Here is an 11,724-nt window from a genome sequence, read left to right as displayed (position 1 = left end):
CGGCCACGTGATCTCATGTCGCACCTCTACCGGGGGGCCGCGGGCCCACGTCGGAGAAATGCCGCACGAGCAGTTGATCGGGCAGCGGCGTGCTTGGCAGCGCTTGCATGGCCGTGCGTAGCGTCGGCGCGAGGTCGGGATGGTCTGCGATCAGGGAAATGTGTTGCTCGACCCAGGCATGGGTCGCAGCGTTCACCTGTGGTCGATCCTTCTCCAAAGAATCGGCCAGGAGCTCCGCGGCCGCCAACACCTGCGCGGGCGGGGCGGTGTCGATCGCGGCGTCCGACTGCGTCGCAACGATGCGCCGCACGGAGGCAAGGAACTCCACACCTTCCATGAGTTGCGCGCCTCGACGGGCCACCGCGACATCGAGCTCGGCACGTCCGGGGTCGGATGTGGCGATGGTTCCGAGGTGGTGCAGTCGTGCGGCCCGTCGCACCTGGTGCACTTCGTCATCGGACAATCCGCTCAGGTTTGCGATTCCTTCGGCGATGGCGGCGACCAGATCTCCGTGCGCTCGTGTGCCAGGACGGTTGAGTTCCAGGGAGGCCACGAGTGCGTCCACGGCGTGATCGGCGCTGGAGGCCTCGGCGACGGTGGCTGCCGAGGCCCACTGCACCAGGAGTAGGGGTGGGGCCATGACCAGGATGGTCAGCGGTCCGACCTTTGCTCCGATCCACAGCACGACCACGAGATAAGAGATCAGGCCGCCGGCCAGGAACAATCCGACTCCGTGCTCGCCGAAATCTCGCAGTGACCTGCTGAACGGCACTCCGGCTGTCACGCGGATGACCAGTCCGACCAGCAGGGCGTTGACCAACAGCATCACCAGTGTCGTGACGGCGATCGGGAGGATCAGGCTGCCGATGTTGTCCCGTACCCATACCAGGCGCCCTGCGCCGTCACCCACGAAGTGATTGAAGGTCAGCCCGCCGACTGCGCCCATCACGCCGCTCATGAAGGCGTTGAAGAATCGGACCGGGAGGGGCCAGCGCCCTAGGCAGAGACCGCAACTCAGGCCCACGATGCTCGCGCCGAGGGGTCCGCACAGCACGGTGGCGACGCCAACCAGAGTCGACACCAGAGAAACGGAGGAGAACCGTTGGACGAGGGCGGCGAAGCTCTCCGACATCCATGCGGCTGTCGCGAGAAGGACGACCGTTGCGGGATCGCCGATGTCGAAGCCCTGCCAGAGGTCGACGGTCAGGGCCGCGACGAGCGCGACGGTGAGGACAAGGTTGATCGGTGTCGCGCTGCGGAGCGCGTCACGCTGCGAATTGGCGACCAGCTCGGTCTCCGCAGCGGGGGCTTGTGTTTCCGGCGTCACCGGAAGATCAGCCGGTCGGCGGCTTCCAGCCGACGATGGGCGAGGGAGCCTTGGGAGACGTACCGGTGAGCATCCCGAGCAGGAGGTCGATCTCTGGGTTCATGGTCCACCTGACGGTCCGTGGTGCGAGGGCGGTCCTGATGGAGCCGACAGATGATTATGGCACGGCTCACAGGAGGCCCATACTCCCTTCTGGCACAACAGTCGACCATAGATTCGGTGTGAGGGGCGTACGTGTGGGACGATGCGTGAGTTTGCCGGACCCGTCCGGCTGATCGATCGAACCAGGAGCAGTCATGAGCAAGCGCGCCCGTAAGCGTCGCTCGCGCAAGGGCAAGGGTGCCAACCACGGCAAGCGTCCCAACGCCTGAGCAGAGCGCATCGCACAGAAGTCCGCAGGATCGACGGGTCTCCCCGCCGCTCCTGCGGACTTCTGCATGAGGCCGGTGTTCCTCAGTCCGTCGCTGCGTGCCGTCCGCTCGGACGCACCCCGTCGTGGCTGTGATCCTCGAACGGGTCAGGGTCGTACGCCTGCACGCGCGGGTCGTCCTCGTCGGCGAAGTAGTCGATCGTCACCGTCTCGTCCTTGCCGTACGGCACCTTGGCGGCCCGCATCACGAAGGTCAGGACGACTGCGACGAGCACGTTCAGCACGAAGGCCGTGAATGCGATGTACCCCAGCTCCTTGATCACCGGAATCTTGTCGACCGATCCACCGAAGTTCTTGGTGGCCGGGCTGGAGATGCCGTATGCCGTCCAGGTGCCGTAGATCATGCCCACTGCCCAGCCCGCCAGCACCGCCCAGCGGTGCAACCCACTGCTGGTTTTCACCGACCACGAATGCACCCGGCTTACCGGTTGCGGGGTTGGGCTTGGCCATCTTGTCCTGCGCGGCATCGAAGACGCTGCCCCAGCCGCCGACCTTGGAGGGCAGGTAGAACATGAAGAAGAAGATGATCGGGTAGGCCACGATCGTGTACGGCACGGCGAAGAAGCCGTTGATCGCGCCGAGGGAGAACATCGCGGCGGGCACGGCGATGAAGGTGTAGGCGGTGTAGAGGTCACCGCCGAGCAGGAACCAGGTGATCCAGGTGCCGAAGCTGCGTCCACCCAGACCCCATTCATCCAGTGACTCCATCGAGTCGGCCTTGCGCCAGTGCGTGGCCAGGAAGCCCATGACCGTGACCGCGAGGAAGATGACGATCAAAATGGTGAGCGCGGTCCAGTTGACCCCAGTGTTCGGACGGGAAAGGTCGGGCGCCGTCAGCAGCGTGTGCAGTGCGGTACTCATACGTCACGCTCCGCGGACTCGTCGCGTGCGGCGTGACGGCCCACGTGTCGCATCGGCACGTGTGGCCGTGCCTTCTTCACGACGATGAAGGCCGCTGAGGTGAACGACGCGGTGAGGAAGGCCCAGATCATCTGGTACCAGACGAACATCGGCCCGCCACCGATGTCGTTACCCCGTGGGTTCTTAAGGTCGGAGTAGAAGCTCACCGGCATCAGCGCCAGGCAAGGGATGATGAGCAGGACGCCGGCCAGGACCAGGAGGCCCTTGTTCGCCGGCGGGGCTTTGTGTGGGTCGATCTCACTCACAACGGCCCCCCGAGGGGTAGCGCGGAAAATGGGTTGCCGCGGAGTCATTCCGGAGCAACCGCTGAACCTACCGACTCCCAGACCAGCAGCGGGTAATGGTCACACCAATTCTTCGTATAGTTCGGCGGCCATGACACAGCGAACGAGCCGCCACCAAAGCGGTGGCGGCTCGTCCGTGAAGGAGGCGGGGCAGGTCAGGCCTGCTTGGTCTCCTTGAAGATCTTGTCGATCTCGGCGATCTTGCCCAGCAGGTCGTCGGCGACCGACTCGTCGAAGGAGCCCTTCGTGCCCGCCGCTCCGGCCAGCTTGGTGGCCTCGTTGATCAGCGTGTGCAGGTTGGGGTACTTCTCGAAGTGCGGCGGCTTGAAGTAGTCGGTCCACAGCACCCACAGGTGCTCCTTGACCAGGTGCGAGCGCTGTTCCTTGATGATCATCGCGCGGATGCGGAAGTCGGGGTCGTCGCTGTCGGCGACCTTCTTGTCGATGGCCTTGATCGACTCGGCCTCGATGCGAGCCTGGGCGGGGTCGTACACACCGCAGGGCAGGTCGCAGTGGGCGCTGACCTCGACGGCCGGGGCGATGAAGCGGCGCAGGAAGTTCATGACAGTCCTTTCCGTGGAGTCTCGGGCGAGCGCATGCTCGTGCCCGTCGTCCTCGAACTTACTCTCTGCGCAGCCGCCGTCGGCCGATGGGTCGGGGTATACGTACCAGAATCTTTGCGACCATGTCGCGGTAGGGGATGGGGCCGAAGATGCGCGAGTCGGTGCCTTCGTCCGGGTTGTCGCTCAGCACCCACCAGCCGTCATCGGTGCGGTGCTCCACCCGTTTGATCGACAGCGGTCGCGCACCGGTGGCGGATGGCGGTGGCTGCACCAGATGCGGACGACCTGCCCGAGGTCGCGCGCCGTAGAGCACGAGCAATCGGTCGCCGTCCCGGTAGGTCGGAAACATCGATCGGCCCCGCACTGTGGCGAGGCCGATCCGATAGTTGTGACGCAGCCTGCTCAACTCTTGGTGAGGTTGGGCGCGTCCGGCGATGGAGTGGCGTCCTCAGGCTGTTCGGCGAGGATGCGCCGCAAGAAGGTGCGAGTGCGTTCGTGCTGGGGACGCGCGATGACCTCGCGCGGGGGGCCCTGCTCCACCACGACGCCGCCATCCATGAAGACCACGCGGTCGGCGACATCGCGGGCGAAGGCGATCTCGTGGGTGACCACGATCATCGTCATGCCACCTTCAGCGAGCTCACGCATGACCTCGAGCACCTCACCAACGAGTTCGGGGTCGAGCGCCGACGTGGGCTCGTCGAAGAGCATGAGTTTGGGCTCCATCGCCAGTGCTCGCGCGATGGCCACTCGTTGCTGCTGGCCGCCGGACAACTGCGCCGGGTAGTGGTTGCAGCGGTCGCCGAGACCGACCCGTTCCAACAGCGCGAGCGCTTGGTCGCGTGCTTGCTTCTTGCCCACACCCTTGACGTGCACCGGTGCCTCGGCGACGTTCTCCAGGGCGGTCATGTGCGGGAAGAGGTTGAACCGCTGGAAGACCATGCCGATCTCGCGGCGCTGACCGGCGATCTTCTTGTCGTGCAGGCGGTGCAGCGTGCCACCGCGATCCTCGTAGCCCATCAGATCGCCGTCCACCCAGATGCGTCCGCCCTGGATGGTCTCCAACTGGTTGATGCAGCGCAGGAAGGTGGTCTTGCCCGAGCCGGAGGGTCCGAGCAGGCAGACGACCTCGCCTTGGGAGACGTTAAGGTCAATGCCCTTGAGTACTTCGTTGTCGCCGAAGCGCTTGGTGACATTGAGGGCACGCACCAGTTCGGTGCCGGCCGCGCGGTGCGGATGCGTGCTCACTTGCCGCCACCTCCGATCATGCCGAGGAACTTCGTGCGATTGGCCGGGCTGTTGGAGCTCGTGCCGAACCCGCGTCCGAACCGACGTTCCAGCCATGCCTGGCCGACCATGAGGATCGAGCAGACAATGAGGTACCAGACGAAACCTGCCACGTAGGCGGGGACGATCTTGTAGGTCTTGTTGGCGACCACACCCACCTGGTACCAGAGTTCCATCGTCACGGGCACAGCCGACAGCAACGAGGTGTCCTTGACCATGGCGATCGTCTCGTTGCCGGTGGGCGGCACGATCACGCGCATGGCCTGCGGGAGCACGATCCGGCGCATCGACTTGCCCGAGGACATACCCAGGGCCTGGGCCGCCTCGGTCTGACCGCGATCGACCGACTGGATGCCGGCGCGGGCGATCTCGGCCATGTACGCGGCTTCGGACAAGCCGAGGCCGAGGATGCCGACGATGATTCCGTTCGAGAGCTGGTTGACGTTGATGGAGCCGACCATCAGGTTGTTGTCGACCCCGAAGATCTGTTGTGCGAAGGGGAAACCGACATCGAGCTTCGGGTAGAGGACGGCGACTCCGGAGCCCATCATCACCAGAAGGACCAAGCGCGGGATGGCCCGGAAGAACCACGTGTACGCGAAGGCGACGCCCCGCAGCACAGGGTTCTCCGACAGCCGCATGATCGCCAGGATGATGCCGAGGGTCACGCCGAGGATCATCGCGCCGACGGTGCCGATCAGGGTGCCCTTCACCAGGCCCTCGAGCACCGGTGAGTAGTTCATCACCTCTCCGACGAAGCCCCAATTCCACGCAGGGTTGGTGACGAACGAGCTGATCATCATCGCGATGAGCAGCAGGATGATGCCGACGGCTACCCAACGCAGCGGGTGCGGCACCGGCCGGGCGTTGATCTCACCCGGCCGGTCCGTTTCGTCTCGTGTGTCAGCCACCGACACTGGGGTTCACCTCGAAGGTGCTCACTGCACCGGACGTGTTGTTCCACTTCTTCAGCACCGAGTCGTAGGTGCCATCGGACTTGATCGACTTCAAGGCCTCGGCGAGCGCCTTGCCGAAGTCGGTCTGGTCCTTCTTCAGCACCAGGCCGTAGGGCGCGGAGTCGTAGACATCGCCGACGGTTTCGAGCTTGTCACCGGTCTGCTGCACGGCGTAGAGCGCGATGGGGGAGTCGGAGGCCATCGCCTGCACCTTGCCGGAGATGAGGTTGGCGGTCACCTTGCTCTGGTCCTGCTCGACGACCTGGGTGATGGCCTTCTTGCCGGCGTCCGTGCACTTCTTGCTGCGCGTGGTGAGGTCGTCGACCTGCACGGTGTCCTTCTGCACGCCGACCGTCAGACCGCAGGGCTCGGCGGGGTTGACCTTGTCGGGGTTGCCCTTCTTGGTGGCCCAGAGGGTGCCGGCGCTGAAGTAGCTGACCATCGTGACGGCGCCCAGGCGCTCCTTGTTGATGGTGAAGGAGGAGACGCCCATGTCGTACTTGCCGCTCTGCACGTTGTTCTGGATCGTGCCGAACGAGGCGTTCTGCCAGTTCGCCTTCAGGCCGAGCTTGGCGAGCACCGCGTTGACCAGGTCGACGTCGAGGCCCTGGATGGTCTTGCCGTCGTCGGCAAGGAACTCGTTCGGGGCGTAGGAGGCGTCGGTGCCGATCGTGATCGTGCCCTTGGACTTGATCGCCGCCGGCACCATGTCGGCGAGCTTCTGGTCGGCGCTGACCGACTTCGACGACTCCGTGGCACTGCCGCCTGACGAGGACGAGGAGCCGGTGTCGAGGCTGTCGGAACCGCAGGCGGTGAGCCCGAAGGACAGGGCGAGCGCGGTGGTAAGGGCGACGCGGCGGCGCAGGTGGACCGAAGCCATGGGGAACTCCTCGTGAAGCGGGGCCCGGGTGCGGGCACGAATGTCCGCACATCTTTACACCGTTACCCCAGGGCCTGCAGGCACTCGCCGAAAGTGTGTCACCAGTTGTGACCTTGGCGCGGTCGAGTGGTTCCGCTCGGGCAGCGTGCTCGCAGCAGCCCGCCAGTTGGCTGGTCAGCCGTCGAGGTTCAACCAGTTCTGCCAGCCGGCATGCAGCACGAGCCATGCGATCAGTCCATAGCCGGCCTGACCGGGCAAGCCATCGGGAGATGCCGAGAGGTCGGCCTGCCACTGGTCGTGGCCCAGCAGCGGACGGAAACAGTCGACGTACGTGACACCCCGCCGGGAGCAGACGTCGGCCTGGGCATCGACGAGCACCTGCAAGCGCTCGTTCGTCTCGGCGTCAAGGCTTGGAGCCGGGCCGACGACAAAGGTTGCGATCGCCGACGACGAGGCGTCGTCCAGGATGTTGGCGAGGTTGAGGCGAGACCGCGCGGTCGAGATGCCTTCCTCGATGTCCTGCATGCCGAAGCCGACCACCAAGCGGCGCTCGTTGGCGGTGCGCCACCGTGGCTGCGCCTCCTGTTGCCAGCGGGCCAGGACGTCGGTGGAGGAATCGCCGCGCACCCCGAGGTTGTAGGCCGCGAGATCGACGCCGGCGTGCGGCGTTCGGGCGACGACGCGAGAGACCCAGCCCAATGCCTTCGGGTCGCCCAGACCGGCGACATATTCGTCGCCGACGAAGCACAGCCCGACGCGGCGCGGACCATCGATCACCTGGAACTCCGCGCTCGGGTTGAATTCCGGCTCGCGGTGCCCGTCGGATTGGGTGCTCACAGATCCCTCACTCATCATTCGTCGTCATCGTCGAGGCGGGCCAGCCAGGTGGCGAGCCGCTCCACCGGCACCTCGAACTCAGGATTGAGGTCGACGAAGGTGCGCAGCTGGTCGGCCAGCCACTCCAGCGACACTTCTTCCTCGCCTCGTCGCGTGGCGAGTTCCTCGATGCCACGGTCGGTGAAATACATAGGTCCAAACTACCCGTCGCCGCCTCCGGCAGTGCGGCGACACCCATGCAGGTCATCGGCGACGTCCGACCAACGAAAAGGTCCGCCCGGTGCCGAGCACCGGACGGACCTTTCCCGCGCAATCAGCGGTCGAAGGCCTTGGCGACCAGTTCAGCCTGCTGGATCTGGTGGCGCTTGCCCGAGCCGGTCGCCGGGGAGGCCGACGCGGCGCGGCAGGCGACCTGCAGCGGACGGTTCTCACCGTGCTCAGCGAGCAGCTCCGGCAGGTTCAGCGCCATGAACGACCACGCACCCTGGTTCTTCGGCTCGTCCTGCACCCACATGAGCTCGGCGTTCGGGTACTCGGCGACGGCCCCGGCGATCTCCTTGGCCGGGATCGGAGCCAGCTGCTCCACCCGCACGATCGCGGTCGTGTCATCGCCGCGCTTCTCCCGCTCGGCTTCCAAGTCGTAGACGACGCGGCTGGAGGCGAGCAGCACACGGGTCACCTTCGAACTGTCGAGCTTGTGCTGGTCGCGCAGCACCGGCTGGAAGACACCGGAGGTGAACTCGGCCGGGTTGCTGGTGGCTGCCTTCAACCGCAGCAACTGCTTCGGGGTGAAGACGACCAGCGGACGACGCGGGCGGGCGTAGGCCTGGCGACGCAGCAGGTGGAAGTACGACGCCGGCGTGCTCGGGTAGGCGATCGTCATGTTGTCCTCGGCGAACAGCTGCAGGAATCGCTCGATGCGTGCAGAGCTGTGGTCGGGGCCTTGGCCCTCGTAGCCGTGGGGGAGCAGCAGCACCACCGACGAACGCTGCGCCCACTTCTGCTCCGAGGACGACACGAACTCGTCCAGGATGGTCTGTGCGCCGTTGACGAAGTCGCCGAACTGGGCCTCCCAGAGCACGAGCGCGTCGGGGCGCTCCACCGAGTAGCCGTACTCGAAGCCCATCGCGGCGTACTCACTCAGCAGCGAGTCGTACACCCAGAACCACGCCTGGTCGGGCGTGAGGTAACGCAGCGGCGTCCACTCGTTGCCGTTGATCTTGTCGATCAACACGGCGTGTCGCTGCACGAAGGTGCCGCGACGGCTGTCCTGACCGGCCAGGCGCACCGGGATGCCCTCCATGAGCAACGACCCGAACGCAGTCAATTCGCCCATGGCCCAGTCGACTCCACCGTGCTGCACCATGTCGGCGCGGCGCTCCATGAGCTTGGCGAGCTTGGGGTGGACGGTGAAGCCCTCGGGCGGGTTGACCCAGGTGTTGCCGATCTTGGCGAGGTCGGACTCGCTGATCGCGGTGGAGCGGTTGCGTCCGTCGACGGTGGCGTCGTCCGCAGCCTGCGCCGACGGGCGTTCCAGGCCACCGTGGCCTTCGGCGTCCGTGCCGGTCGAGGCGTCCGGGGCGCTCTCGGGGGCGGCCGACTGCTCGGTCTTGGCGGCCTTGGTCTCCACGAAGACCCGCTCCAGCTGCTGCTGGTAATCACGCAGCGCCGCCTCCGCCTCGTCGGAGGAGATGTCGCCTCGTCCGATGAGTGCCTCGGTGTAGAGCTTGCGGACGCTGCGCTTGGCCTCGATGAGGTTGTACATCAGCGGCTGCGTCATCGACGGGTCGTCGCCCTCGTTGTGACCACGGCGCCGGTAGCAGACCATGTCGATGACGACGTCCTTGCGGAACTTCTGCCGGAATTCGTACGCGAGCTCGGCCACCCGGACGCAGGCCTCGGGGTCGTCTCCGTTGACGTGGAAGATCGGCGCCTGCACCATTCGCGCGACATCGGTGGAGTAGGTGGACGAACGAGACTGCGACGGCGCAGTGGTGAAGCCCACCTGGTTGTTGATGACGATGTGGATCGTGCCACCGGTGCGGTAACCGCGCAGCTGCGACAGGTTGAGCGTCTCGGCCACCACGCCCTGACCGGCGAACGCGGCGTCACCGTGCAACAGGATCGGCAACACGGTGAACGCGGTGCCAGCGAGGTTGATGCGGTCCTGCTTGGCGCGGGCGATGCCCTCCAGTACCGGGTCGACCGCCTCGAGGTGCGAGGGGTTGGCGGCGAGGTAGACCTTGGTCTTCTTGCCGGTGTCGGAGACGAACTCGCCCTCGGTGCCGAGGTGGTACTTCACGTCGCCGGAACCCTGCACGGAGTTGGGGTCTTGCGTGCCCTCGAACTCGCGGAAGATCTGCCCGTAGGACTTGCCGGCGATGTTGGCCAGCACGTTGAGGCGACCGCGGTGCGGCATGCCGATGCAGACCTCGTCCAGGCCCTGGTCGGCGGCCTCGCACATGATGCGGTCGAGCAGCGCGATGACCGACTCGCCGCCTTCGAGGCTGAACCGCTTCTGGCCGACGAACTTGGTCTGCAGGAAGGTCTCGAAGGCCTCAGCCGCGTTGAGCTTGCGCAGGATACGAAGCTGCTCGTCGGCGGTGGCCTTCTCGTAGGGCACCTCGACCTTGCTCTGGATCCACTGTCGCTGCTCGGGATCCTGGATGTGCATGTACTCGATGCCGATACCGCGGCAGTACGAGTCGCGCAGGATGCCCAGGATCTTGCGCAGCTTCAGGAACGGCTCGCCGCCGAATCCGCCGGTGGGGAAGCTGCGGTCGAGGTCCCACAGGGTCAGGCCGTGGTTGGTGACATCGAGGTCGGGGTGACGACGCTGCTTGTACTCCAGCGGGTCGGTGTCGGCCATCAGGTGGCCACGCACCCGGTAGGCATGGATCAACTCGTGCACACGGGCGACCTTGTTGATGTCGTCGTCGTGGCTGGTGTCGATGTCGCGCACCCAGCGGATCGGCTCGTACGGAATGCGCAGGGCCTGGAAGATCTCGTCGTAGAAGCCTTCCTCGCCCAGCAGCAGCTGGTTGACCACGCGCAGGAACTCACCCGAGGTCGCGCCCTGGATGATGCGGTGGTCGTAGGTCGAGGTCAGCGTCATGACCTTGCTGACGGCGTTCTTGTTGAGGGTGTCGGTGCTCGCGCCCTGCCACTCCGCGGGGTACTCCAGTGCGCCCGCGCCGATGATGGCGCCTGAGCCCTTCATCAGGCGGGGGACGGAGTGAACGGTGCCGATGCCGCCGGGGTTGGTCAGCGTGATGGTCGTGCCGGCGTAGTCCTCCACCGTGAGGCTGTTGGTGCGGGCCTTCTTGACCATGTCTTCGTAGGCGGTCCAGAACTGCACGAAGTCCATCGCTTCGGCGTTCTTGATGCTCGGCACGACCAGGGTGCGGCTGCCGTCCGGCTTCTGCAGGTCGATCGCCAGGCCGAAGTTGACGTGGCCGGGGCGCACCAGCACCGGCTTGCCCTTCTCGTCCTCCGACAGGGCGTTGTTCATGTCGGGCACGACCTTGAGCGCCTTGACGATGGCGAAGCCGAGCAGGTGGGTGAAGCTGACCTTGCCGCCGCGGCTGCGGGCGAGGTGGTTGTTGATGACGATGCGGTTGTCGATCAACAACTTGGCCGGCACCGAGCGGACGCTGGTTGCCGTGGGGACCTCGAGGCTGGCCTCCATGTTGGCGACGATGCGCGCAGCGACACCCTTCAGCGCGACCCGCTCGTCGTCGGCCTCGGGTGCCTGGACGGGGGAGACGCCGCCGTCGCGGGAGATCGGGCGGGAGTTGGAGACCTCGGCCTGCTTGGGGTCGAGGGTGACCGTGCGGTTGGACTTGGAGCTCTCGGCACGGGCGGCCGGCTTGGCGTCGCTGGACTTCTGGTCGGCCGGCGGCGCGGCCTGCTCGGCGGTGTCGGCTGCCGCAGCGGACGGGCTGCTGGTCTGTGCCGAATCAGCGGAGCCGTTCGGGGATGTCGCCGGCTTCGCGGAAGCGTCGGCATCCGAGGCGTTGGCGCCGTTGGAGGAGGACGACTGCGCGTCGGGCTGGTAATCGGCGAAGAAGCTCCACCACGCCTTGTCGACGGAGTTCTTGTCCTTGAGGTACTGCTCGTAGAGTTCGTCGACCAACCACTCGTTGGGGCCGAAACTCGCGAGGGGGTCAGAAGGCTGGGACACCTGATGCGCCTCTTTCAATGTGCGTCGCCGAACGATCGTGGGTGTGTGGTGAGACA

Annotated in this window: 12 protein-coding genes; 1 reads left to right on the top strand and 11 read right to left on the bottom strand. The window is 65.9% G+C overall.

The features are described 5' to 3' along the window. Positions 1 to 13 precede the first annotated feature (13 nt). Complete coding sequence (locus tag J5M86_RS10700; RefSeq protein WP_188059442.1) at positions 14 to 1,327, bottom strand: hypothetical protein; 1,314 nt, start codon at positions 1,325 to 1,327, stop codon at positions 14 to 16. Between the two features lie 296 nt (positions 1,328 to 1,623). On the opposite strand from J5M86_RS10700, the gene J5M86_RS15785 reads away from it, so the two are divergent. After that, complete coding sequence (locus tag J5M86_RS15785) at positions 1,624 to 1,698, top strand: 50S ribosomal protein bL37 (RefSeq protein WP_370587309.1); 75 nt, start codon at positions 1,624 to 1,626, stop codon at positions 1,696 to 1,698. A 146-nt stretch (positions 1,699 to 1,844) separates the two neighbouring features. On the opposite strand, the gene J5M86_RS15660 is transcribed toward J5M86_RS15785, so the two are convergent. The 10 genes from J5M86_RS15660 to J5M86_RS10650 all read right to left on the bottom strand — a co-directional run bounded on the left by J5M86_RS15660 (position 1,845) and on the right by J5M86_RS10650 (position 11,668). Then, positions 1,845 to 2,618 carry a hypothetical protein gene (locus J5M86_RS15660; protein ID WP_304952490.1) on the bottom strand — a complete coding sequence of 258 codons (774 nt, stop codon included), beginning with the start codon at positions 2,616 to 2,618 and terminating at the stop codon, positions 1,845 to 1,847. Next, complete coding sequence (locus J5M86_RS10690; protein WP_188059443.1) at positions 2,615 to 2,923, bottom strand: hypothetical protein; 309 nt, start codon at positions 2,921 to 2,923, stop codon at positions 2,615 to 2,617. The genes J5M86_RS15660 and J5M86_RS10690 overlap by 4 nt, the downstream gene beginning before the upstream one ends. A gap of 194 nt (positions 2,924 to 3,117) precedes the next feature. After that, positions 3,118 to 3,525 (bottom strand): superoxide dismutase, Ni, encoded by a 408-nt coding sequence (gene sodN / locus J5M86_RS10685; RefSeq protein ID WP_188059444.1) that lies wholly within the window; start codon positions 3,523 to 3,525, stop codon positions 3,118 to 3,120. A gap of 58 nt (positions 3,526 to 3,583) precedes the next feature. Continuing rightward, positions 3,584 to 3,931, bottom strand: coding sequence for a S24 family peptidase (locus tag J5M86_RS10680; protein ID WP_208965012.1), 348 nt, complete (start codon positions 3,929 to 3,931; stop codon positions 3,584 to 3,586). Continuing rightward, positions 3,928 to 4,773 (bottom strand): amino acid ABC transporter ATP-binding protein, encoded by an 846-nt coding sequence (locus J5M86_RS10675; RefSeq protein WP_305847082.1) that lies wholly within the window; start codon positions 4,771 to 4,773, stop codon positions 3,928 to 3,930. Before J5M86_RS10675 ends, J5M86_RS10680 begins: the two co-directional genes overlap by 4 nt. Next, positions 4,770 to 5,723: an amino acid ABC transporter permease gene (locus J5M86_RS10670; protein ID WP_244328323.1), complete on the bottom strand. Its 954-nt coding sequence runs from the start codon at positions 5,721 to 5,723 to the stop codon at positions 4,770 to 4,772. The genes J5M86_RS10675 and J5M86_RS10670 overlap by 4 nt, the downstream gene beginning before the upstream one ends. Further along, positions 5,716 to 6,648: an ABC transporter substrate-binding protein gene (locus tag J5M86_RS10665; RefSeq protein WP_188059446.1), complete on the bottom strand. Its 933-nt coding sequence runs from the start codon at positions 6,646 to 6,648 to the stop codon at positions 5,716 to 5,718. The genes J5M86_RS10670 and J5M86_RS10665 overlap by 8 nt, the downstream gene beginning before the upstream one ends. A 174-nt stretch (positions 6,649 to 6,822) precedes the next feature. Continuing rightward, entirely contained in the window at positions 6,823 to 7,503 is a 681-nt protein-coding gene (locus tag J5M86_RS10660) for a GDSL-type esterase/lipase family protein (RefSeq protein WP_188059447.1), read from the bottom strand. Then, on the bottom strand, positions 7,500 to 7,676 hold the full coding sequence (locus J5M86_RS10655) for a DUF6104 family protein (protein WP_188059448.1): 177 nt from the start codon (positions 7,674 to 7,676) through the stop codon (positions 7,500 to 7,502). Before J5M86_RS10655 ends, J5M86_RS10660 begins: the two co-directional genes overlap by 4 nt. Before the next feature lie 122 nt (positions 7,677 to 7,798). Continuing rightward, a complete protein-coding gene (locus tag J5M86_RS10650) occupies positions 7,799 to 11,668 on the bottom strand; it encodes a multifunctional oxoglutarate decarboxylase/oxoglutarate dehydrogenase thiamine pyrophosphate-binding subunit/dihydrolipoyllysine-residue succinyltransferase subunit (RefSeq protein ID WP_188059449.1) in 3,870 nt (1,289 codons plus the stop codon). Between the last annotated feature and the right edge of the window lie 56 nt (positions 11,669 to 11,724).

The organism is Yimella sp. cx-51 (assembly GCF_017654605.1).
Lineage (GTDB): Bacteria > Actinomycetota > Actinomycetes > Actinomycetales > Dermatophilaceae > Yimella.
This window is presented reverse-complemented; position numbering and strand designations above follow the sequence as displayed.

What these genes read in the sequence shown, in the direction of transcription:
- J5M86_RS15660 (WP_304952490.1), bottom strand. Translation starts at nt 2,618, where the DNA reads ATGAGTACCGCACTGCACACGCTGCTGACGGCGCCCGACCTTTCCCGT.
- sodN (WP_188059444.1), bottom strand. Translation starts at nt 3,525, where the DNA reads ATGAACTTCCTGCGCCGCTTCATCGCCCCGGCCGTCGAGGTCAGCGCC.
- J5M86_RS10665 (WP_188059446.1), bottom strand. Translation starts at nt 6,648, where the DNA reads ATGGCTTCGGTCCACCTGCGCCGCCGCGTCGCCCTTACCACCGCGCTC.
- J5M86_RS10660 (WP_188059447.1), bottom strand. Translation starts at nt 7,503, where the DNA reads ATGATGAGTGAGGGATCTGTGAGCACCCAATCCGACGGGCACCGCGAG.
- J5M86_RS10655 (WP_188059448.1), bottom strand. Translation starts at nt 7,676, where the DNA reads ATGTATTTCACCGACCGTGGCATCGAGGAACTCGCCACGCGACGAGGC.